Genomic DNA, 22,505 nt, shown 5'->3' with positions numbered 1-22,505 from the left:
AACCACGCCCGACGACACTCGAACGACACGCAGGAGCGCCAGTCGCCTGCCTAGCCTTCCTCGAAAAACCGACTATTCTTGATCATGCGTCTGCCACGGACGCCCGGGTTCGCTGACGAATCCTCGCTGGCGCGCCCGTGTCAGCCGTTCCCGTACTCCGTTCACCCGATTCGATTTGACTGCTGAGCCGCTTCTTCCGAATCAAGCAACGATGGCCGATCATCTCACTCAAGATCAGCGACCGGCTTTGCCGCTGTGCGGCGATACGGAGCGCGGCCTCGATTTGCTCGACCTTGCCGAACCCGTATTCCTGATCCAGGATTCCCCGGAGCTGGACCCACTTTGCCCCGGCACGGCCGACGTAATTGCCGATTACCTCGCCCATTCCGTGGCGGCCGAACCCGACAACCTCCTGCGGCATACCCAGCGGATATTTCACCACTACCGTCAAAACGACCATGACGGCCTTTACGCGGCGCTCGTAGACCTCTTCATCGCGCTAGGCCAAAGAGGGCACGACCTGCGCAGACGATTGCTGAACGGGGTGCGTCATCGCTTGCGCAAGGACTACTACGCGCGCCTCGATCATTGGCTCCGCTCCGGACTTGCACCCCACTGGCACGAATTGCTTCCCGTCACCCGATCGGTTCTAACGCCTGGAATCGTCGGCTTGCTCGATTTGGTTCGGGTGTCGGTCGATACCCTTGACGGAAGCAGGGATCCTCTGGTGGAAGCACGAGAGCACATCGAGTACAGCCAGCTCGATGAAGCTCAGACCGTATTGGAAGAGGCGCTGGCCAACGAACCACATCGAATCGATTTACAAACGGAGCTGTTGCTGCTGTATCGGGCGACAGGTAATCTCGACGGTTTCTTGCGTACTCGGGAAAAACTTCAACAAATCGTAGACTCCCTGCCGCCGATTTGGGACGACTGCGAACGACACCTACGAAAGGACCAGACCCCATGACCGATTTAGCCATGGTGCCATTACGGCTAGCGTTTCAAGGGATGGATGAGCGCACCGTGAAACTGTTCAGGATGTTCTTGCAAGGCCCTTGTCGCAAGCAGGCCGAGTTGGTCAGCGACGGACAAGCTGCGGACGCCTGCCTAATCGACATGGACGTGCAGCGAGCTACCGAACTGCTCGAACGGGAACGAAAGATCCATCCCGATCGGGTGCGCATCCTACTTGCTCTAAACGACTGCACGTCCTCGCCGGAGGAGGTCTTCGTCAAAAAACCCGTTCAAACCGAAAGTATGCTGCAGGCGATCCGGCGCGTTCGGGAAATTCTGGAAAGCCGCCGGTCGAAGGAAGCCGAGAGGGCTAAATCGGAGCCCGATACGATCCCGCTTCGAACCGTCGCCGCGGTCGAAAAGCCAGACGGATCCGTATCCAAAGTGGCGGCCCTAATGGACGAACAAAGCTTCCTGAGTTATCTGGGGGTCCGCGACGATATCGATCCCGCCAACCCGACGCAGGTGGCAGCCGTGCGCTACGACCCAAGGGAGTATCTTCAAGGCTGCTTCGAATCCGCCTGCGCGCTCGCCTTGTCGCGTCAGCAAGCTTTGCGAGTGGAGACGCCGTGGAAGCCGCTCGTCGTGTTCCCGCAGACTCGACGCTTGTGGATCGATGCCGACGACGCGCAACTACGCGCAGCTTGTGGGCTTCGCATCAACAATCTTGCACATATGGACATCGGCAGAGCACACGCGCAAACCGTCAAGGATTTGAAGGTGACCCCGATCGACCCCAGCGAGACTCCAGTCGATCCGGAACGCTTAATCCCGCTGGATGCATTCCTATGGAAAATGGCGATCTGGACCTCGAAAGGAAAAATTCCCGTGGATATCTCGCTCGAGCGCGAGATCGTCCTGAAACATTGGCCCAATCTGACTCGCTTCCTCTTGATCCCGCACACCATGCGAATCGCCGCACTGTTGTGCCAGGGCTCGCATACAGTTTGCGAGGCGGCGCAGAGCCTAGGGATACGGCAGCAGTACGTGTTTGCGTTCGTCAGCGCCGCTCATGCCCTGCGCCTCATTGAACAGCGGCCTAAGCGGCAAGCCGACCGCGTGGAAGCTCCGCCGCCGAGACCGGAACCGGAGCGCATCTCTTTTCTCGGGAAGATTTTGAAACATTTGAGAATGTCTTAACGGGAGCGGAATCGAATCGTGATTCAGTACAACAAAATCATTTTCACCGGTCCGGTCGGCGCCGGGAAAACGACCGCCATCACCTCGATCAGTGACGTACCGCCGATCAAAACGGACGAATTGGCCACCGATATGACCAAGAACCGGAAAGGGTCGACTACCGTTGCCCTGGACTACGGGGTGATGATCCTGCCTGGCGGCGAGAAAATCCATCTGTACGGAACCCCTGGCCAGGAACGGTTCGATTTCATGTGGGACATCCTCACCACTGGCGGAATCGGCTTAGTCCTGCTGCTCGACAACACTCGTGCAGACCCGTTTCAGGATCTCCGCTTTTTCTTGAACAAATTCAGCGGTTTTATCAAAGACACAAGCCTAGTAGTAGGCGTCACCCAGATGGATATCCGCGCGACACCAGTTTTATCGGATTATCACAAACAATTTGTGGGAACTGGTCTCAACCCGCCGATCTTCGAAGTCGACGCCCGTCGCAAGAAAGACGTTTCTCTTCTAGTGCAGGCCTTGCTTTACTCCATCGATCCCGGCTTGGAGGATCAATGAAGGACTACAAGCTCGCGGAGCACCTTTATCTGCATCCCACCCCGGGCGGCGCCTACCATGCGGTGACGACCAGGGCGCACAGCCCGGCCAGGCGCCTTATTAGAAGCTTGCTGCAAATGGAGTCCAGCCCCGCGCTGACTTTGGCCGGCCTCAAAGATTGGTCGGCCATGGAGGATCCCGAACGGGCTTACGCTATGCTTCACCACGCGCAAGAAGCTAGACTGCTGCAAGGTTTGAAAGAACCTCTGAGATGTCCGAACCAGCCTCTTTCCGAAATTCTGCCGGGCCTTTTAAGCGAACTCAGCAGCCAAGCCAAGGTGCTCTTGGCCGACACCCAAGGGTTTTATCTCGCAACCCACGGCTTTCCTCATGAGGTCGCCGAGGAGCTTTCGGCGCTCAGTGCCGATCTGGCCAATCTGCATGAACGGCGCTCCGGTCTTCTGCTCAACAACTTGGGACTCAATTCGAGTGCCTGGTCGGTCGTGGACTCCGCCGGCAACAGCAAAATGGGATTTTGGCCTCTTTATTTGGGCAAAGAGCGATTCGTACTCGTCGCCGCGGGGATGCCGAGGTTCAACACGCCGGCCTTCGTTACGTTGGTCTGGGCGCTGAGCCGCCGGTACGCCGGCGTCGGCGCCTGAAACCGTGAATTTAAAAGGATTTTTCCTGAAATCATCCGAAACTCTGAGCGAGGTTCAGTATGCGTGCAGAAATGTTGACATCCATCCTAAGTGAATTGAACGGCACCTCGGCCGACATCGAAGCGTCCGGCGTGATTTCCACCGACGGCTTGATGATGGCAGCCGTATTGCCCCAGAACCTGGACGAGGACCGGGTGGGCGCCATGAGCGCCGCCATGCTGTCCCTGGGTGATCGCACCGCCCAGGAGTTGTCTCGGGGTACGCTTGAACAAGTGTTGATCAAAGGCGACAAGGGATACGTACTGATGACATACGCGGGCAAGGAAGCCGTGTTGACCGTGATGGCCAAGCCGAATGCCAAACTAGGTTTGATTTTTCTCGACGTCAAGCGGGCGGCCGAAACCATAGCCGGTTTGATCTGATAATCGGTTCGACTTTCTATCGCTTTCCCAGGAGGCCGCCATGCAAGACATGAAGCCTGAAGACGTCGTCGGACCCTATCGCGAACATACCCTCGTCTATTTCGACGGAACCCGCCGGAAAGTGTTGGTAACAGATATCGAGTCGCCGTATCCGGACGGTCGCTTGATCGTTTCGCGGACCGATCCGGCCGGGATCATCACACATGTTAACCAGTCCTTCGTGGACATGTCCGGATATTCCAGGGAGGAATTGATCGGCGCACCGCATTACATTCTGCGCCATCCCGACATGCCGCCTGCGGCTTTCGCAGATCTTTGGGAAACCGTAAAGCGCGGGGAGAAATGGCAGGGCTACGTCAAAAACCTGCGCAAAGACGGCGGTTACTATTGGGTGAAAGCCACCGTCATCCCCAATATCCGAAACGCCCGGATCATCGGCTACACCTCGGTTCGACGCAAGCCCTCTCGGCAGAAAATCGCCGAATGCGTGCGCCTCTATCCCACGATGTTCTGAGCGTCCCAATTCCACGAGGACTATCGCCATGCCGTATGTTTTCACGGTGAGCCCAGACTTCACCCCGGAGCACCTGTCGGGCTGGTTCATTTTTAATACTTGGCTGCAAAAGGCGTTGGACGAAGCCTTTCATTTGCAGTTGTTCGACGACTTCCACAGTCAGCGGGACGCGATTCGTTCCGACCAGATAGATCTCATTTACGCCAATCCTTACGACGCCGCCATGCTCGTCCGGGAAAAAGGCTTCAAGCCCCTGGTCAAGCCTGAAGGCAAGGCGGACGAAGCCGTCATCGCAGTGAACGCTGAAAGTCCCTATCGTGATGTCGAGGACTTGCCAGGCTCGATTAAGCTCGCGATCACCGAGGATCCGGACGTGAACATGATGGGCATGATCATGCTGGAGCCGGCCGATCTCGACGCTTCGAACATCGAAACGGATGTCTGCGACTCCTACGTCTTGGTCGCCAAGAAGCTGGTCAACGGTAACTGCGATGCCGGTATTTTTCTCGCCGAGGCTTTCGACGATCTCTCCTCAGTCATACGCAAGCAACTCCGGGCACTGGTGAGGAGTCAGATTCAGGTCGTACACCACGCGCTGATGATAGGGCCGAGAATTGCGGATCGGCGCGATCGGCTACTAGACGCGCTGCTCGCCATGTCCGAGAATGACAAGGGCGGAAGCGTTCTCGCAGCGCTCAAGATTTCCCGCTGGGAACCTGTCGACGAAGAAGAGATGGAATTTATGATCGATCTTATGGATACCTTCGTGAACTGACTTGCAGGCTCGCCGGTCTACCTCGATACTATGAGCATGATTGACGTGACCGCGAATCTGACCAACAGCTTTCTCATCGCCATGCCGGGCTTGACGGACCCGTTTTTCGCCCGCACCGTCACTTATCTCTGCCAGCATGGTCCTGAAGGTGCATTAGGTATCATTATCAACCGTCCGTCCGACCTCACCTTGGGTGAGGTGATGCAACAGATGGACATCGATGTACGCAATGAGACTATTGGCCAAATGCCGGTTTATTTCGGAGGCCCGGTGCAGGCCGAGCGCGGCTTCGTGCTCCACGAGTCCTGCGGTAACTGGAATTCTACCCTGAGGGTGTCGGATTCCATTTCTCTGACGACCTCCCGCGACATCTTGGAAGCGCTGAGTGTCGGCGAAGGCCCCCGAAGAGTCTTAGTAGCTCTGGGCTATGCTGGCTGGGAAAAAGGACAACTCGAAAGGGAGATTGTCGAGAATTCCTGGCTCAGCGCTCCTGCCGACGAGTCCATTATGTTCGACTACGCACCTGCACAGCGCTGGAAAGCCGCCGCCGAGCTGATGGGAATCGATATCTCGCTTCTCACCTCTCAAGCGGGACACGGGTAGTTCATGGATTTTGACTCCACGAGTCGTAAAACGAATGAGTCCACGTATCTCGGCTTCGACTTCGGCGAAAAAAATATCGGTGTAGCCGTAGGCCAGCGCGTGACGGGCACGGCGACGGCCCTCGAAACGATACGCGTAACCAGCAAAAAAGCCTTATGGGATGCGGTATCCCGCTTGGTTCAGACCTGGCGTCCGTCGGCATTCGTGGTGGGTTTGCCCTATAATCCCGAAGGTGAAGAAAACCCGATCGTAGAACCTATTCGGCGCTTCTGTCGTCAATTGGAAAGCCGCTATCACCTACCGGTCCACACCATGGACGAAACTCTATCCACTCGTGAATCCCGCGAGATTTTCTATCGAAGGCGTTCGAAACGGTCTACGCATTTTGCCGATGTTAAGGACGAAATTGCCGCTCAGTTGATTCTCCAGACCTGGCTGGCTCACACCGCCGAAAAGGATGCCCAACATGTCCGATAGCGACTCACAGATGGATCTGCAGGTCGAGCCGTTGCTCGACCGCCTGGAAATCTCTCTGCGCGAGGAAATGGTCCGCCGCGGCTTTTCCAACCCGGCTATGATCGGGATTCACACCGGTGGAGCATGGATCGCCGAACGCCTGCACGCACGGCTCGGACTGAAGGAACCCTTGGGCTTCTTGAATATCTCGTTTTACCGGGATGATTTTTCGCACACCGGCATGCACCCCCAAGTCAAGCCGAGCGTTCTACCGTTTCGCGTCGAGGGTCGGAACATATTGCTGATCGATGATGTGTTCTATACCGGCCGCACCGTCCGTGCCGCGCTCAACGAGATCTTCGATTACGGCCGCCCCGCGCAGGTTTTGCTAGGCGTCCTGATCGAGCGCGACGGAAGGCAAATTCCCATTCGTCCGGATTGCGTGGGGAGTACAATAGCGCTCTCCCCAGACCAGCGCATTACGCTCAGTGGACCCAGCCCACTCAAGCTTCGTATCCACTCAGTTTCTTCGCCATCATGAATCCGATCCGGACCGACCCTCTTCAATTGGATTCGAACGGACGCCTGAAGCACTTTCTTACTGTCGAGGGCTTGAGTCGCGAGTTGCTGGTCAAGATCATGGATACGGCGGAGTCTTTCGCCAGCGTCACCGAGCAGACGGTGAAGAAGGTACCTTTGTTGCGCGGCAAGACCGTAGTCAACCTGTTCTTCGAAAACAGCACGCGCACCCGTACGACCTTCGAGCTGGCTGCAAAACGGCTTTCGGCCGATGTACTCAATCTCAACATCGCCACGTCCGCCACCTCAAAAGGCGAATCTCTGCTGGACACCATCCGCAATCTGGAAGCCATGCATGTCGACATGTTCGTAGTTCGGCATGCGGAAAGCGGCGCGGCCCATTTCATAGCACGCCATGTCGCTCCACATATCAGTGTCATCAACGGCGGGGACGGGCGCCACGCCCACCCGACCCAGGCCATGCTGGACGTATTCACCATCCGCAAAGTAAAGGGCGGTTTCTCGCATTTAAAAATCGCCATCGTCGGTGACATTCTGCATTCCCGCGTCGCCAGGTCCGAGATTCATGCCCTGAACACACTCGGCGTCGCCGAGATACGCGTGATCGGGCCTAAGACGCTGCTGCCGACCGCGGTCGAAACCTTGGGCGTCAAAACGTTTTACGACCTAGACCGAGGCCTCGAGGATGTGGACGTCATCATCATGCTACGTCTTCAGAGGGAGCGCATGAGTGGAGCTTTCATTCCGAGCGAACACGAATATTTCGCCTGCTTCGGACTGACCGAAAAGCGCCTTGCCCGCGCCAAGCCGGACGTTATTGTGATGCATCCCGGCCCCATCAATCGAGGTGTCGAAATCGACTCGCAGGTAGCCGACGGACCCCATTCCGTCATTCTTAAGCAAGTCGACCACGGGATTGCCGTTCGCATGGCGATTCTATCCATGGCCATGCGTCCCGATCTCGAAACACCCTCCGGAGAAAGGGCGGCATGACCGACCGCATCGTCATCCAAGGCGGATATGTGGTTGATCCCTCGAACGGGGTCGAGGGAGCGCAGGATCTTTACCTAGCCGAAGGGCGCGTGGTGGCACTCGGGACTGCACCAGACGGGTTCACAGCCGATCGAACGATTCCCGCGGAGGGGTATATCGTATGTCCCGGCTTCGTCGATCTTTGTGCCCGTCTGCGCGAGCCCGGCCAAGAACATAAGGCGGGGATCGCCAGCGAAAGCGAAGCTGCCGCCGCGGGCGGGATCACCAGCCTTTGCTGCCCTCCCGATACCGATCCAGTCATCGACACCCCCGCCGTGGCCAACCTGATTCGCGAAAAGGCGCAACACATTGGTAAGTTGAGAGTTTTTCCCATAGGCGCCTTAACCCGCGGTCTTAACGGCAAGGACCTCAGCGAAATGAGTGCTTTGAAGCGCGCCGGCTGTGTTGCGCTCAGCAATGCCAACTCGCCGATGGCTAATACTCTCGTGTTGCGCCGAGCACTCGAATACGCCGCCAGCCACGAGCTTCTCATCGTCATCCGCCCGGAAGACCCTTGGTTGGCTGACCGAGGCTGTGTTCACGAAGGGCCGACGGCAACCCGCTTAGGCTTGCCTGGAATTCCGGATGCTGCGGAGACCGTGGCTATCGCTCAGGTCCTAGCGCTGATTGAGCACACCGAGACCCGAGTCCATTTCGCGCAACTGAGCTCAGCGCGCGCCGTCCGAATGATCGCCAGAGCACGGGAAAAGGGCGCGCCCGTCAGTGCCGATGTGGCCGCGCATCAGCTCCATCTAACCGAGATGGACGTCGACGGATTCAACGCGATGTGCCACGTCAGACCGCCTCTGCGAAGCCTTGCCGATAGAGACGCTCTCCGTGAAGCTCTCAAGACGGGCGTGGTCACGGCGATCTGTTCAGACCATCAACCCCACGAACCCGACGCCAAGCTGGACGTTTTTCCGTCCACCGAGCCCGGCATGGCGTCGTTGGAAACGCTGCTCCCCTTGACGCTGCGATTGGTCGACGAAGAAATTCTTTCATTGAGTCAAGCCATTGCAGCCCTCACACATGGTCCCGCAGCTATCATGGGCCTTCGGGCAGGCGCTCTGAGCGTTGGTTCACCGGCCGACATTTGCATCTTCGACCCTGAACGCATTTGGACGGTCGACGATTCCACGTGGCGAAGCAACGGCCGGAACACGCCCTACTGGGGGGAAACAGTCAAAGGCAGAGTAACTTGTACGCTACTGGACGGCCAGGTGGTTTTCGAAACCCGGCCGGACCAGCCATAAAACACCGCTCCCGTTCTTACAAGACGGCAACACGGTTATTTCACGACGCCACAGGCGATGCGGGCTCCGCCCAGCTTGTCAGCGTAGTTGTCGTCCTCCGCATGGATCATCAGTGAACGTCCTTTGAGATCGGCGACATGCAATCGCTTGGTGGTGACCGCTTCCTTGGCTGTGCCATCAGGCGCCACCTTGAGGACTGGTAGATCTCCTGCGTGACCATCTCCCTCGGGACCCGCATGTTTTCCAGTTTTCTCGGGGTCGAAGTGACCGCCTGCCGCGAGCCCCGCTACTGGTTTTCCGTCTTTTTCCTTGGGATTACAGTCGGGGAACTCGTGAACATGAAAGCCGTGCGGCCCGGGCGGCAAGCCTTTCAGATTCGGAGTCAACTGCAATCCAACAGGCGTATCCACCGCAACAATCACTCCGATCGCCTCTCCGATTCCCGTTTCATCGATCTTGTTCATTTCCACTTGGACTTCTTCGGCGTAAGAGAGCGAGCAAAAGACCATCGCCGCGCCTGCGGCCACCGTTGCCAATTTGTGCATCATAACCTCCGGGATTATTTATTTTTGATTTCGCCGCCCCTCGAATTTTAAGCTGAAGCCGGCTGCTCGCGTAACCCGGTCGTCAAGGTCTGACATCATCCGAATCGCGGCTTTTGCAAAATCGGGAACAAACACGGTACTCTCCATATAGAGTCGATAACAGCGCGAACTTTAGAATCATGCACGATCCTCTGGCTTGGCTGAAGCGCGCCGATTTCCCGCGCGTCATCCATAATCGGCTAGACACTCTACAGGTCGATCTGGGCTATCGCTGCAATCAGCAAAGCTTCTACTGTCCGGTCGGCACGGGCCTGAAACGTACGGAGATGAAGGGCCCAAAGACAGCGACTCGGCTAACCAAATCCGTCCGCGCTTCTGGGGCAATAAGGTCCGACTTCACCGACGGAACTCGCGAAGTGAATCCGAACTTCCGTTCCAGCCGGCTCGATTCCGTTCTGATTTCTGAATTTGGGCTACAATCCACAAGGTACCGCTTTGCCGTCGTCGCTGACCGAACTAGAAAAATCTATAAGCGCGAGAACGAAAACTGCTACGGGATCGTTTTAAACCGGTTGTACACCCTTGGCGATTGCCGAGACGGCGTTTCGGCTGCACACACTTAATCAGTCTGTCGAGGTCCGATGACCACATGGCTTCAGTGTGGAACAGCCACAGTTCGAACAATTTTTGGGGCGTCACGAGCCGCTGTTTGATCGGCGGCGCTTGACAAACTGATATGGAGGCCTGCGACTTCAACCAGATGCTCGACCTTTCCCGGGGTGCAGTACTGCGGGCCAAAACGCATTCTTTCTCAAAACGTCTGTCGCTGAGCTTGGAAGGGCGGCCCATACTTTAGCCGACTACGGCTTTAGCTGCGCCGGCGGAGCGGGCGGCAATCGTAGCTAAACATTATGCGCTTGATACGAAGCCTTTGCTTTCATTTTCCTGAAACCGTCCTCTCTTAGCTGGTCGGTTGTCATGCTGCAATTCATCAACGTCAGCAAGCGTTATTTGGATAGTGGAGAGGTTCTGTCGAACATCAGTTTCCGGCTGGAACAAGGCGAAATGGCCTTCTTGACTGGTCACTCCGGAGCCGGCAAGAGCACCATGCTCAAACTGATTCCCCTGATCGAAAGACCTACCCGCGGACAAGTTCTTTTCGAGGGAAAGCCCATAAATCATTTACCCAAGCGACAGGTGCCTTATCTACGCCGAAAATTGGGGCTGATTTTCCAGGATTATCGCTTGCTGCACGATAGAACGGTTTTTGATAACGTGGCTCTGCCTTTGCAAATAGCCGGCTACGGCCAGCAGGAAACAGCCCGGCGCGTCAGAGCCGCACTCGATAAGGTCGGCTTGCTCCGCAAAGAAAAGCGATACCCTTTAGCGCTGTCCGGCGGGGAGCAGCAGCGGGTTGGGATCGCACGGGCCATCGTACACAAACCCTCCCTGATCCTGGCTGACGAGCCCACCGGAAACTTGGACCCAGAGCTGTCGGCCGAAATCATGGAGTTATTCCGAGAATTCAACCAGGTCGGCGTAACGCTCTTGATCGCGAGCCACAATCTTGATCTGATTTCTAGGTTCGCCTGCCGAAATCTTAAATTACACCAAGGCCGATTGGTCGAAGGCGGCTGAAACGTGCCGATCGTAAGAAACAAGCAGACGCCTCGCAGAAAGCGAGAACCGAATGCGGTTCGCCTCAGACGTACCCGCAACGGCCCAGGAAAACGGCTGCGCGCTTACGCCGATTTGCACGTCGACACCCTTAAATCGAGTTTTGTCCGTCTTCGTCGAACGCCAGTCGCTAGCATCATGACGGTGCTGGTGATCGCCATAGCCCTGACGATACCGGCAAGTTTCCACGTCTTTATCAAGAATGTCCGGCAGGCTAGTTCAACCCTAGAGGCCACTAATCAGGTGTCGTTGTTCCTGAAACCCGAGCTGTCCAACGATACGGGCAGCAAACTCGCCGAAGCGCTCAAAAAGCACCCGCAGATCGAGGCGGCAGAGCTGATCACCAAAGAAGCGGGTTTACAGGAACTCAAGAGCTACAGCGGTTTTGGCGACGCTCTGCAGGCCCTTGATTTCAACCCACTTCCGGTGGTTGTCAGTATCAAGCCGAAGGACTCTCTGACTCGTCCCGAAGAGGTAGAGAAATTATTGGGCGAGCTTCAAGCACTGCCGGAAACCGATTTCGTCCAGCTCGACACTGAGTGGATGCACAAGCTGCACTCCCTGTTAACGATAGCCCAGCGCACCGTTATCGTGTTCAGCGTGCTCTTAAGCCTTGGCGTACTCTTCATCGTCGGGAATACGATCCGTCTAGAATTGCAAAATCGCCGCGACGAAATCGTCGTCGCGAAGCTCATCGGCGCAACCGACCGCTTCATCCGCCGTCCTTTTCTATATGCCGGTTTCTGGTATGGCTTTTTGGGCGGAACGCTCGCCTGGCTTATCGTCAGCTTTTTCCTGTTGTTTTTGCGTGGGCCTTCCCGACGTTTGGCCGAACTCTATGGAAGTCCTTTCACGCTCTCGTTTCTCGGGCTTGCGGAGACCGAACTCCTAATTGGAGTATCGGTCTTACTAGGGGTTATCGGGGCATGGATAGTCGTCACTTATCATTTACGGGAGCTCGATCCTACTTGATTGCGCAAATTTTCTAACTTTAACTATTAGCAGTCGTTATTGTTGAGTGCTAAGCTAAGCAACGGAAATCAATATTGAGGAAACTTATGAGCAACGCATTAACGCTTCCGGTTAATCTCTCGCTCGGCTCCATCGAAGACTATGTCGCGGCCGTAAACGCGCTGCCGCGCTATAGTGCCGAGGAAGAACGTGCATTGGCCTTACGCTTTCGCGAGCATAACGATCTCGAGGCGGCACGACAGCTAGTACTCGGCAATCTACGCTTCGTTGTCCACATTGCGCGGGGTTATCTCGGCTACGGTTTGCCGCTCCCCGATTTGATCCAGGAAGGAAACATCGGCCTCATGAAAGCCGTGAAACGCTATGACCCGGCGGTCGGCGTCCGGCTGGTTTCCTTTGCGGTCCATTGGATCAAGGCGGAAATTCATGAGTTCATTATTCAAAACTGGCGCATCGTTAAAGTCGCGACCACTAAAGCTCAGCGCAAATTGTTCTTCAATTTGCGCAAGTTCAAGAACCGCTTGGGATGGTTGAGCCGTGACGAGGCTAATGTCCTTGCCGACGAACTGGGCGTCGATGTCGCGACGGTTTATGAAATGGAAAATCGTCTAAACAACCAGGATGTTGCCTTCGAGGCCAGCGATGCCGAGAGCGATGATCGAGAAGCGCCAGCCCCCATTCATTACCTTCAGCAGGAAAATGCCGATCCGGCGGATTTGCTTGAAGCTAACGATTGGGGTCAGCACAAGCAGCAGCAATTGGCGGCCGCCATCGAGAAGCTGGACGAACGCAGCCGGGATATCGTCAGGAGTCGTTGGCTGAGCGAGGAAAAACTGACCCTTCACGATCTCGCAATGCGCTACCAAGTGTCTGCTGAAAGGATTCGCCAGTTAGAAAATACCGCCATGAAAAAGCTGCGAAATTGTTTATTGGAAGCTTGAGACTCAGCAAGAGTCATGAATGAAAAAAGGTGACCCCGGGTCACCTTTTTTTTCTGCCTTGCTCCGCTCGTCGAAGCGAGGTGACTGCTTGAACCCTATTACACCGCCTGCGACGTCGTGTCGAGATCCTTACGAAGATGCAACATGGTGAACATACCCAGCGGCGGCAGTGTGTGCCGTTTGACCTCGCGCAACGAAGTGTTGCTTAGGATTTCTTGAACTGGCATGTCGGGACGCCAACCCAGCTTATTGGAGAGCGGCGCCAGAAATTTTTCGATATCGCGCCTGATACCCTTTTCTGCCGCGAAATGATTCACGATAACCACATCTCCGCCAGGTTTACAAACCCGTTCGATTTCGCGGATCACCTTTTCCGGGTTCGGAACTACCGACATGACGTACGCCGCGACTACAGCATCGAAAGTGTTGTCGGGAAATTCAAGCTGTCGCGCATCCATGATGCGCAGGCTCGAAACATGGGTAAGTTTGCCTTTCGCAACCCGCTGCCGCGCTCTTTCCAGCATGTCCGGTGAAATATCGATGCCATGAACTTCATGCTCCTTGCGGTAATAAGAAAGGCTAATACCAGTGCCTACCCCAACCTCAAGTATTTTGCCCGGACGCTTGTTGGTAACGCCGGCCGCCATCGAACGGCCACGGAAGCTCAGCATCCAACCAAAAGTCTGGTCGTATACTGGTGCATAACGTGCGTACGATTTCAGGATGTATTCGAGCTGCATTGTGTTGTCTCTCCTCCCATCCGGTAGCATTATCGATGAGACTTCTCGTTGTTTTTCAAGAAATTCTTGCTTGGCATCCCACCCGGTGAAGGCGCCGCTGAAACTTCAGCATCATTCGCCACATTATTATTGATGATAAAGGTTAACTACGCCTATGGGAATCCGATTGTTTCGCGGTCGAGCCCGACATGCGGCTTTTTGCCGAGAATGCCATGCTACGCCAGACGAGATCATTTAATATAGTTGAGTCATTACTCAACGTTGGGCACCCCGATCATGAGCAAAGTAGTGGAGGTCAAGCTAAACCGCCCGGCGGAAGAACTCGTCGCCAAGGCCAAAGAAGCAGCACGCGACAAGGGTATCCATTTCGTCGGCGACGAACAAAAAGGACAATTTGCCGGCAATGGAATCGAGGGACACTATCGGATCAACGGCGATACGCTCTCAATCCGGATTTCTAAAAAGCCGCTCATCGTTCCGTGGAACCTGATCGAAGCCGCCGTGCGGAGCTATTTTGGATAGTACGAGACCGTTCGGGTATAGCGGCAGGCGGTGGCATAAGGTCTTGTCCCAACGTTCGACGTGAACCGTTCGACCCGCCGATTTCCGGCAAGGCCGATGTTGATTCACGGGTCACAGCACTATAGGGGTCCCAGGCCTCGGCCTCATCATAGCAGCCCGAAACTCGATCCCACAGTTGGCGAGCCGTGGCCTCCGTACGGTCACCCAAAGCGTAGGCCACGATTCGGCGAGCGTGCGAGGCGGAGGCGATCGACAGCCACACCAGTGTGGCTTTCAAGCCAACATAGCTCCCGGCCTCATCGCATTCAAGCACGGGTGAAACCCCGCTGGCCTGAGGTGATTCGACTATTGTGGTGCTCAGAGGCGGCAGGCTTTGGACTTTTCTTGAGCCACTCGGCGACCGTGGCGGGCGCGACGCCAAAGGTCCGTTGGAGCCCCCGTAAGCTGCTGCGCTCCTGATAGGCAGGCAGAAGCTGTTCGCGCTCGGCTTCGGAAGAGCCGCGGGGCGCGGGACATTGACGACATTACCGATCACAGGTGCGGCACCGTTTCAGACGATCCGGTCACTTCCGCAGTGCTGACAGAGAAGCATCTAAACCACCATCGCTGAGACCTCTGAAGCATTGTTTCTACTTCAGACTTCACATTCCCGAGCTAGCCGGATACGAAACGACAGAGCTCACCACGAGATCGAACTTTCCGCAGGTGCCTATCTTCGTCGAAATCAATCGGAACCGAAGTGAACATCAATGCTTCTTCTGATCTCTTGAGGCAGCGCCGGTAAATCGGAACGCGAAACCAGAAACGTCGCAAGACCCGACAAATCCTTGAAGATTCTTTTTTCTTCCATCGTTTCCTGAACGTAGTCGTAGCTCGTGCTTCCGCCCGGTCCCAGTTTAGCTCCCCACACCTGTTGCTGGAACAAGGCACGATCAATGCGCCAAGCGACCAGCTGATCGTCGATATCCATCAACCGCTTGAGGATAGTAAATGGCCCGTCCAGAAACGGTTCCTCCCGATAGAGTAGAAGAAATAGGGCAGACAACACGGCGGATTGGCGGAAATGAAATAATCCTTCTTCCCGCAACAATTCGTACTCTTCCGGCTTGAACAGCGCATCGAACCGATAGTGGGCATTTTCGAGTCTGCCGAGCTGCCTTTTTCGATCCCAGCCGGACAGCCTAGGATCGCTCTGCACCGACTGGTAATCCCGTTCCAGGGTATCATGCACAATCTTGCGGTAACGCGACCAGAATTCCCTCATGTCGATGCTTCGAAAAGGCATGGTCGTAAGCCAATCATCGACGGCCTCGAACAAGCTCTTCTCGCCTTGTGCTTTGCGAAGGGCCGCACGTTCTTCAGGCCGAAACCGATCGAGTGATTGCTGGGTCCCTCGTGCCGCAAGTCCCAGACGAAGTTCGATCTCGCGTAGCCGACTGCTCTCGAACATAGTGTTCGAGGAAAAACGATCCCGTAATTCGAGAAAGTCAAGCGGCGAGATTGTTTCCAGGACCTCCATCTGACGATTCATGATTCGCTGGACCGCGACTAGGCGACCGAGGCGCGCCGCGATCAACCCGATCTTTCGCCGCCCCAGGGGCACCACCGAAAACAACTCGAGCACCGACTTCAGTTCATGAAGGATTTCCTTGAGCCACAGCTCACGCACCTCATGCGCGATGATAAACAGGGTTTCATCGTGAACTGCCCCAGGCACTCGCCCGCTTTCTGGAACCGGGGCTTTGAGAAACACATCAAGCCCTAAATAATCCGAATATTGGAGTTCTTCGCCCGTTGATCCTCTCATAGCATCCCTCTCCCCTCGAGTCCTTCTTGGAGGCAACTTCTCGACCGGTGTCATAAGTCCCTATTCCTCGGTCGCAATCTGTCCGACCAGTGGGATCCTCCGGAACCGACACCATCTACCTATAGGCAGAATTGCAGTATCGCGCCCGGAAAAATCTCTGGTCTATGCGTGAAAATACGATCCTCGGTCAGCTTCCTTATCAACCGTAGGATTATGCATCGAACGTGGAAATCGGCGCCTGTTTGTTCGAACAGCGGGTTCAGTCGATCAGTCGCCTTAACCCGTCTGCCGAACCCGGGACGTTGTAGTTTCCCGGATAGCTGTAAATAGCCTGCCCGAAAGCGGGGCTGACATATTCCAGATTGAAAGCGGTAACGGTATCCGGTCCGACGCCCGGGTAGCTGTATATGGCCTGCCCGTACGCTTTGTTCACATAGACGATTTGCGGATCTTTGACGTAGAAGCGAATTCCGTCGAAAGCCCAATAACTAAAAATGGCGTTATTGAATGCCTTATCGACGTAAATGAGACCCGGGCGCGACGTTTGATCCGGTGCCGTTCCGTCTCTCTCGAATTCCGCCGAAACAGGACCAGGTGTGAACAGCGAAAGGGCTGCCGTCAGCCAAAGCATCTTATAGAAGTTCATACCTCACCTCGTCATGATGTTTATGTCCCCGCTCTTTCGACAACCCGGTCTGAGGGAATGTTTCGCTAAGCGCTTATCCCAAGGACTACGAAAAACCTTCGAACCCGTTTCAGCACAAACCGCCCACTGAAATAACTCCAAGGCCTCGGAGTAAAGACGACGATCGGACTGTAAATCGAGCTAAGTCCAACAAACATACGAGACTGAAGTTTTTTCTCCTGCACATTCGTTTTCTCGTGCAATCCTGCACACATCGATTGCAAGCGCCTATCTGGAATGATGCGATGTCATGGCGATCTCGATAGCCAGAGCAGCCCGTAATTCGGACTCAGAAGCACGGAATCGGCCTAGGAAAGGCGGCCACCGCTAGTAGAAATCTCATTGCCCACTGTGCCAATTGCAAACAGGTGAAAATTTCTCTTCGTGTTCACAGTTAGCCCGGTGAATTTGTTGAAATAAGTGTTTTTCTATCCGACAAAACAAAGAGTTAAGGCAACCGCTGCTGTGGACAATAATTGTCGTTCCCCTGGGCAAGAACTGTGGATAACGAGGCTTGGTTGAGCCATCCGTGGCTTCAATACAGCTTGCCCACAGCATTTTGCGCAGGTTCTACACATGTCGATGGCGGACTTGCGCACGAGATAAAGCCGGTTTTCGGCATGTCCAGCCTAAAAGCAAGTCTCCGCTGCGGGTACAATAGCCCGTCTCATTAATGCCCGAGTCACGATTCCATGAAATACCGTGATCTCCGCGAATTCATTCTCTATCTGGAAGCGATCGGCGAGCTTAAGCGCATTACCGTCGAAATCGATCCCAATCTGGAGATGACCGAAATCTGCGATCGAACACTCAAGGCGGGCGGTCCTGCACTGTTGTTCGAGCGGCCGACAGGATCGGATATCCGTGTGCTCGCGAATTTGTTTGGCACGCCAAAACGGGTTGCCTTAGGAATGGGGCAGGAGTCGGTCGAAGCACTGCGGGAAATCGGAAAGCTCCTGGCTTTTCTCAAGGAACCGGAGCCTCCGAAAGGCATGCGCGATATGTTCGACAAGCTGCCGCTGTTCAAGCAGGTGCTGAACATGCCGACCAAGGAAGTGAAGAGTGCACCCTGCCAGGAAATTGTCTACGCCGGTGCGGATGTCGATCTAGGCCGTTATCCGATCCAAACTTGCTGGCCAGGAGACGCGGGGCCTTTGATCACCTGGGCGCTAGTCATCACCCGAGGTCCACACAAGGAAAGACAAAATTTGGGCATTTACCGGCAACAGGTCATCGCTGAGAACAAAGTCATCATGCGCTGGCTCGCGCACCGGGGAGGTGCGCTGGATTTCAAGGACTGGCAGGAAGTTCATCCTGGCCGGCCGTTTCCTGTGGCGGTCGCATTGGGGGCAGATCCCGCGACTATTCTTGGAGCCGTGACGCCGGTGCCGGATTCACTCTCCGAATACGCTTTCGCGGGACTCTTGCGCGGTGCCAAAACGGAAGTGGCGAAATGTCTGTTGAGCGATCTGCAAGTACCTGCGACGGCCGAGATCATCCTCGAAGGCTTTATTTACCCCGGCGAAACCGCACCGGAAGGGCCCTTCGGCGATCACACCGGCTATTACAACGAAGTGGAAGAATTTCCCGTTTTCACGATCGAGCGCATCACCCAGAGGGAAAACCCCATCTATCACAGTACATATACGGGACGCCCGCCGGATGAACCGGCTGTTCTAGGCCTCGCCCTGAACGAAGTCTTCGTGCCCATCCTGCAGAAGCAGTTTCCGGAGATCGTTGACTTCTACCTACCTCCCGAGGGCTGTTCTTACCGGCTCGCCGTCGTGAGCATGAAAAAGCAATATCCAGGGCACGCAAAACGGGTGATGTTCGGCGTGTGGTCGTTCCTGCGTCAGTTCATGTACACCAAGTTCGTGATTGTCGTGGACGACGACATCGATGCGCGCAATTGGCGGGACGTGATCTGGGCGATGACGACCCGCATGGATCCAGCGCGCGACATGGTGCTGATCGAAAACACGCCGATCGATTATCTGGATTTTGCCTCGCCAGTTTCCGGTCTGGGCTCGAAGGTCGGTTTCGATGCGACCAACAAGTGGCCCGGTGAAACATCTCGCGAATGGGGAAGACCCATCGCGATGACCGAAGCCGTTCGGCTGAAGATCGATCGGCTCTGGGATAGCTTGGGGATTTAGACGAGACCTGTTGACAGGTTGCAATCACCATCGCTGCACCTTTTGAGATGACTAGATATTCTCCGATACTGCGCTTCCTTTGGCTGGTCCTGCTGCTTCTTTTGTTGGGGTCGTATTTCGGACTCGGCTGGTCGGCCGAGTCGGAGCAGGCACGCCCGCTGAACGAATTGCTGAAAGAGTGGCAAAAAGTCCTGGACGAAGCCGAGAAAGAATTGGCCGACCCTGAAATTTCCGACCGAAGGCTTGCGGCTCTGCGCGATCAACTGACAACGATTCAGCTTGAGGCCCGCGCTGCGGAAGAAGCCGCTCGTCCCCAAATTCAAGTGATTCGAGACGAGCTTACTGCGTTGGGGCCGCCACCCACGGAGGGTGCTCCCCCCGAAGTACCGACGGTGGCGGCTAAGCGTAAAGCCATCAACGAACGGCTGGCTGCCGCGGAAGGTGCGATCAAAGAGGCCGACCTCATTATCGCTCGCGCCGCCCGCATTGCGGGGGACGTGAAGTCCTTGCGACGCGCCCGTTTCACGGAGCACGTCCTGAAGCGTGGCGTGTCGCCGCTTTCACCAGCAGTATGGCGTAAAGCCTGGTCTGAGGTGAATACGGGACTTAGCGTCATCACGCACAACGTTCAGCAGTGGTGGACCAGCAACACCTTTGCGAAAGACGCGTGGGCTATCGGCTGGCGTTTGGCCTTAGGAGTAGGCACGGCGATCCTCCTAGCGTTTCCCTTACGCAGGCAGTTGATCCGAAAATTCGGCTATATCGAAATCGAAGCGGAACCGACCTACGGCGACCGGCTGAGAACGGCACTGTTCACGGGGTTCATTCGGGCTTTACTGCCGTCGGCCGCCGCTTTGGCGCTGTTCCTGAGCCTCCTTTATACGGGCGTGTTGACTGAGCGATCATTCGCGGTGGCACGTACAGCTTTGTTCTCGCTGGTTGCGCTTTTTTTCGTGACGGGCTTTTCCCGGGCGGCGTTGGCTCCGTTCGAGCCCGTATGGCGGCTGGTTCACGTTCATGACGCCGGGGCTCTGGCGATCAGCCGCACGGTGAAAGGTTTGGCCATTGTATTTGCTTTAGACCGGGTCTTAGCGCAAGTCGGAGCTCAGTTTAATGCCTCGGTCGAATCGACCCTTTTGCAAAAATTTCTGTTCGGCGTGCTGATTGCCGCATTGTTGCTCAGTCTGCTGCGCCGAGGGATATGGTTCTCCCCCGATAGAGAACCACTCAGCCCCGGCTGGCAGCGCCTTCGATATGTGCTGAAGGCCTTGGTTTACGTCATCCCGATAGCGGGATTGCTCGGTTATGTGGTGTTGTCCGAGTATTTGGCTACTCAGCTGGTGTTGACGGTTGGACTTTATTTGTCCGTGCTTCTCCTCCGGAAGCTCAGTTACGAACTCGTCGACCACATCTTGAGTAAGGAATCGGCTCTGGGCGCAAAACTCCGCAGCAGCTTGGTTCTGAGTGACGATGGTGCGGAGATGCTCAAGTTCTGGGTTGGAGGGACCCTGAACCTCTTGATTATGGTCATGGGGTTGGTTGCGCTGTTGATCTTGTGGGGTGCCGCCGGCAAAGATCTTACCGCTTGGCTTCACGACGTCTTCTTCGGTTTCCGGATTGGCAGCATCACCTTGTCGGTGGCTGACTTGCTCGTGGCGCTGGCGCTCTTCGCTGGGCTACTCGCGGCCACTCGCATGTTACAGAAGGCTCTGGATCAGCGCATTTTCCCGAAGACGCGACTGGATGTCGGCGTCCGGCACTCGATCCGCTCCGGGACCGGCTACGTGGGATTTGCCGTGGCGGCCATGCTGGCGATCTCAAGCTTGGGGATAGACCTCTCCAATCTAGCCATCATTGCTGGTGCCCTATCCGTCGGCATCGGTTTCGGCTTGCAGAATATCGTCAACAATTTCGTGTCGGGGCTGATTCTTCTCATCGAACGCCCAATCAAAGCCGGCGATTGGGTCGTGGTGGGCGATCATCAGGGCCATGTCAAAAAGATTAGCGTCCGGGCGACTGAAATTACGACCTCCGATCGCGCGTCGGTTTACATTCCCAACTCCACGTTGATTTCGGGTGCGCTGACGAATCGGACCTATGCCGACAAACCGGTGGGGCGCATTTCGCTCCCACTCGGCTTGTCTCATGATACGGACGCCAAACGGGTGCGTGACCTTCTGTCGAAGATCGCGCTGGATCACCCGGAAATCCGACGAGTGCCTCCGCCCGTCGTTTTGTTCAAAGGCTTTGCGGAAAGTGTCAGAAACTTCGAGCTGATCGCATTTGTCCACGATGCTGGAAAACTCGATGCGGTGATCAGCGATCTTTGTTTCGAGATCGACGATACCTTCCGCAAGGAAGGAATCCCGTTCCCATTCCCGCCTCGGAACGTGAATCTGAATCTGAACGGTGATCAGCTACGGCAAATCCTGACGGCGCGCGGGGACAACAGGCCGTCGGCGGATTGAGAATTCATTTGCCCGGCCTGGATTTCCAGGCCGGGCGACTCCGGGACAGTGCTTCCCGGGTGTGCTCACAACCCAGGTAGGTCGAGGCAACAGAAGAAACTAGATAAGCGATTTACGCACCCGCGGGGGTCATTCCGACGGGTCGTCGGTTGGGTCGACTGTGGCGCGCAGCGCATCGGTCAAATGAGGCTGAATAACGCCCTGCATGATTTGATGGAGCTTGGGATTGGCCGTTAGCACATTGCCGGACTCGAAATATTTGCCCGTTCCAGCCAAATCGGTCACGATGCCGCCCGCTTCCTGAATCAGCAGGACACCCGCGGCCATGTCCCACTTTTTGAGGCCAATTTCCCAAAACCCGTCCAGACGTCCCGCTGCCACATAAGCCAGGTCCAACGCGGCAGATCCGGCGCGCCGAATGCCCGCTGTATCCTTCATGAGATCTCGCAGCATACCGAGATAGGCATCGACATGACGCTGATCTTTGAACGGGAAACCGGTGCCGAGTAGCGCTCCTTTCAACCCGTTCTGCTTGCTCACCCGGATGCGCCGGTTGTTGAGTGATGCACCCGCGCCGCGCGCGGCTGTGAACAGTTCCTGCCGAAGCGGGTCGTAGATCACTCCCTTTTCGATGCGCCCGCGATGGAGCAGAGCAATGGACACACAAAACTGAGGAAAGCCGTGGAGAAAATTAGTGGTCCCATCCAGGGGGTCAATGATCCAGACGAAATCGGTCTTTGCCGCCCCTTGACGACCGCTTTCTTCGCCGAGAAAAGCGTGGGTGGGGTACGCTTTCTGCAGAGTGTGAATGATTTCACGTTCCGCCTGGCGGTCTACTTCGCTGACAAAGTCGTTTCGTCCCTTCGGCGTGATCGTAAGTAGGTTCACCCGGTCCATCGAACGGACAATAATATCGCCCGCCGCCCGAGCCGCGCGAACCGCGATAGTGAGCATGGGATCCATATTGGAATCGGCTGGTTGAAAAACAATTTAGGTTATCAAATTTCTGATAATATTTTACTTTTTTCGGTTTTCCCA

Annotated in this window: 25 protein-coding genes; 19 read left to right on the top strand and 6 right to left on the bottom strand. The window is 55.8% G+C overall.

Features of this window, described 5'->3' with window-relative positions; genetic code table 11:
• The first annotated feature begins 211 nt into the window (after positions 1 to 211).
• Genes QEN43_RS12795 through QEN43_RS12740 form a run of 12 tightly spaced genes read left to right on the top strand, consistent with a single transcriptional unit; the run spans position 212 to position 8,954 of the window.
• Entirely contained in the window at positions 212 to 970 is a 759-nt protein-coding gene (locus QEN43_RS12795; protein ID WP_026611141.1) for a type IV pilus assembly protein FimV, read from the top strand.
• Positions 967 to 2,157: a response regulator gene (locus QEN43_RS12790; protein ID WP_026611142.1), complete on the top strand. Its 1,191-nt coding sequence runs from the start codon at positions 967 to 969 to the stop codon at positions 2,155 to 2,157. Before QEN43_RS12795 ends, QEN43_RS12790 begins: the two co-directional genes overlap by 4 nt.
• Positions 2,158 to 2,175: 18 nt before the next feature.
• Positions 2,176 to 2,718, top strand: a complete 543-nt coding sequence (locus QEN43_RS12785; protein ID WP_026611143.1) for a GTP-binding protein — start codon at positions 2,176 to 2,178, stop codon at positions 2,716 to 2,718.
• A complete protein-coding gene (locus tag QEN43_RS12780; protein WP_026611144.1) occupies positions 2,715 to 3,359 on the top strand; it encodes a hypothetical protein in 645 nt (214 codons plus the stop codon). The genes QEN43_RS12785 and QEN43_RS12780 overlap by 4 nt, the downstream gene beginning before the upstream one ends.
• Positions 3,360 to 3,418: 59 nt before the next feature.
• Entirely contained in the window at positions 3,419 to 3,781 is a 363-nt protein-coding gene (locus tag QEN43_RS12775; RefSeq protein ID WP_026611145.1) for a roadblock/LC7 domain-containing protein, read from the top strand.
• Between the two features lie 40 nt (positions 3,782 to 3,821).
• Entirely contained in the window at positions 3,822 to 4,295 is a 474-nt protein-coding gene (locus QEN43_RS12770) for a PAS domain-containing protein (protein ID WP_026611146.1), read from the top strand.
• A 28-nt stretch (positions 4,296 to 4,323) separates the two neighbouring features.
• Positions 4,324 to 5,070 carry a phosphate/phosphite/phosphonate ABC transporter substrate-binding protein gene (locus QEN43_RS12765; RefSeq protein ID WP_026611147.1) on the top strand — a complete coding sequence of 249 codons (747 nt, stop codon included), beginning with the start codon at positions 4,324 to 4,326 and terminating at the stop codon, positions 5,068 to 5,070.
• Positions 5,071 to 5,106: 36 nt separating this feature from the next.
• Positions 5,107 to 5,673: a YqgE/AlgH family protein gene (locus tag QEN43_RS12760; protein WP_036269701.1), complete on the top strand. Its 567-nt coding sequence runs from the start codon at positions 5,107 to 5,109 to the stop codon at positions 5,671 to 5,673.
• Positions 5,674 to 5,676: 3 nt separating this feature from the next.
• Positions 5,677 to 6,150, top strand: coding sequence for a Holliday junction resolvase RuvX (ruvX, locus tag QEN43_RS12755; protein WP_036269121.1), 474 nt, complete (start codon positions 5,677 to 5,679; stop codon positions 6,148 to 6,150).
• On the top strand, positions 6,140 to 6,670 hold the full coding sequence (pyrR, locus tag QEN43_RS12750) for a bifunctional pyr operon transcriptional regulator/uracil phosphoribosyltransferase PyrR (protein ID WP_036269703.1): 531 nt from the start codon (positions 6,140 to 6,142) through the stop codon (positions 6,668 to 6,670). The genes ruvX and pyrR overlap by 11 nt, the downstream gene beginning before the upstream one ends.
• Complete coding sequence (locus QEN43_RS12745) at positions 6,667 to 7,662, top strand: aspartate carbamoyltransferase catalytic subunit (RefSeq protein ID WP_026611150.1); 996 nt, start codon at positions 6,667 to 6,669, stop codon at positions 7,660 to 7,662. Before pyrR ends, QEN43_RS12745 begins: the two co-directional genes overlap by 4 nt.
• Entirely contained in the window at positions 7,659 to 8,954 is a 1,296-nt protein-coding gene (locus tag QEN43_RS12740; RefSeq protein WP_026611151.1) for a dihydroorotase, read from the top strand. The genes QEN43_RS12745 and QEN43_RS12740 overlap by 4 nt, the downstream gene beginning before the upstream one ends.
• A gap of 35 nt (positions 8,955 to 8,989) precedes the next feature.
• Here the strand turns inward: QEN43_RS12740 and sodC are convergent, their stop codons facing one another.
• Positions 8,990 to 9,481 (bottom strand): superoxide dismutase [Cu-Zn] SodC, encoded by a 492-nt coding sequence (gene sodC, locus QEN43_RS12735; RefSeq protein WP_317964077.1) that lies wholly within the window; start codon positions 9,479 to 9,481, stop codon positions 8,990 to 8,992.
• Positions 9,482 to 9,678: 197 nt separating this feature from the next.
• On the opposite strand from sodC, the gene QEN43_RS12730 reads away from it, so the two are divergent.
• The 4 genes from QEN43_RS12730 (at position 9,679) to rpoH (ending at position 13,089) form a co-directional block, all read left to right on the top strand.
• Positions 9,679 to 10,122, top strand: a complete 444-nt coding sequence (locus tag QEN43_RS12730; RefSeq protein WP_026611153.1) for a hypothetical protein — start codon at positions 9,679 to 9,681, stop codon at positions 10,120 to 10,122.
• Positions 10,123 to 10,477: 355 nt separating this feature from the next.
• A complete protein-coding gene (gene ftsE / locus QEN43_RS12725) occupies positions 10,478 to 11,137 on the top strand; it encodes a cell division ATP-binding protein FtsE (protein WP_026611154.1) in 660 nt (219 codons plus the stop codon).
• Between the two features lie 3 nt (positions 11,138 to 11,140).
• Positions 11,141 to 12,148, top strand: coding sequence for a permease-like cell division protein FtsX (ftsX, locus tag QEN43_RS12720; protein WP_026611155.1), 1,008 nt, complete (start codon positions 11,141 to 11,143; stop codon positions 12,146 to 12,148).
• Positions 12,149 to 12,234: 86 nt separating this feature from the next.
• Positions 12,235 to 13,089: an RNA polymerase sigma factor RpoH gene (gene rpoH, locus QEN43_RS12715; protein WP_026611156.1), complete on the top strand. Its 855-nt coding sequence runs from the start codon at positions 12,235 to 12,237 to the stop codon at positions 13,087 to 13,089.
• 98 nt (positions 13,090 to 13,187) lie between these two features.
• On the opposite strand, the gene QEN43_RS12710 is transcribed toward rpoH, so the two are convergent.
• Positions 13,188 to 13,829, bottom strand: coding sequence for a class I SAM-dependent methyltransferase (locus QEN43_RS12710; RefSeq protein ID WP_026611157.1), 642 nt, complete (start codon positions 13,827 to 13,829; stop codon positions 13,188 to 13,190).
• 276 nt (positions 13,830 to 14,105) lie between these two features.
• Between QEN43_RS12710 and QEN43_RS12705 the strand changes: the two genes are divergently transcribed.
• Positions 14,106 to 14,351, top strand: a complete 246-nt coding sequence (locus QEN43_RS12705) for a hypothetical protein (protein WP_156912841.1) — start codon at positions 14,106 to 14,108, stop codon at positions 14,349 to 14,351.
• On the opposite strand, the gene QEN43_RS21800 is transcribed toward QEN43_RS12705, so the two are convergent.
• From QEN43_RS21800 to QEN43_RS12695, 3 genes are all read right to left on the bottom strand, one after another.
• A complete protein-coding gene (locus tag QEN43_RS21800; RefSeq protein ID WP_396661535.1) occupies positions 14,299 to 14,664 on the bottom strand; it encodes an IS1 family transposase in 366 nt (121 codons plus the stop codon). The two genes, QEN43_RS12705 and QEN43_RS21800, sit on opposite strands and share 53 nt — an antisense overlap.
• Positions 14,665 to 15,075: 411 nt before the next feature.
• Complete coding sequence (locus tag QEN43_RS12700; protein WP_026611158.1) at positions 15,076 to 16,158, bottom strand: tryptophan 2,3-dioxygenase family protein; 1,083 nt, start codon at positions 16,156 to 16,158, stop codon at positions 15,076 to 15,078.
• A gap of 259 nt (positions 16,159 to 16,417) precedes the next feature.
• Positions 16,418 to 16,804, bottom strand: coding sequence for a hypothetical protein (locus QEN43_RS12695; RefSeq protein WP_156912842.1), 387 nt, complete (start codon positions 16,802 to 16,804; stop codon positions 16,418 to 16,420).
• A gap of 731 nt (positions 16,805 to 17,535) precedes the next feature.
• Between QEN43_RS12695 and ubiD the strand changes: the two genes are divergently transcribed.
• Positions 17,536 to 18,999: a 4-hydroxy-3-polyprenylbenzoate decarboxylase gene (ubiD, locus tag QEN43_RS12690; protein ID WP_026611159.1), complete on the top strand. Its 1,464-nt coding sequence runs from the start codon at positions 17,536 to 17,538 to the stop codon at positions 18,997 to 18,999.
• Between the two features lie 47 nt (positions 19,000 to 19,046).
• On the top strand, positions 19,047 to 21,467 hold the full coding sequence (locus QEN43_RS12685; RefSeq protein WP_051331871.1) for a DUF3772 domain-containing protein: 2,421 nt from the start codon (positions 19,047 to 19,049) through the stop codon (positions 21,465 to 21,467).
• Positions 21,468 to 21,596: 129 nt separating this feature from the next.
• Here the strand turns inward: QEN43_RS12685 and QEN43_RS12680 are convergent, their stop codons facing one another.
• Positions 21,597 to 22,430, bottom strand: coding sequence for an inositol monophosphatase family protein (locus tag QEN43_RS12680; protein WP_051331872.1), 834 nt, complete (start codon positions 22,428 to 22,430; stop codon positions 21,597 to 21,599).
• Positions 22,431 to 22,505 lie beyond the last annotated feature (75 nt).

Origin of the sequence: Methylocaldum szegediense (genome assembly GCF_949769195.1) — a bacterium.
GTDB lineage: Bacteria > Pseudomonadota > Gammaproteobacteria > Methylococcales > Methylococcaceae > Methylocaldum > Methylocaldum szegediense.
The sequence above is the reverse complement of the archived record's forward strand: the minus strand, read 5'-3'. Positions and strand labels throughout refer to the sequence as shown.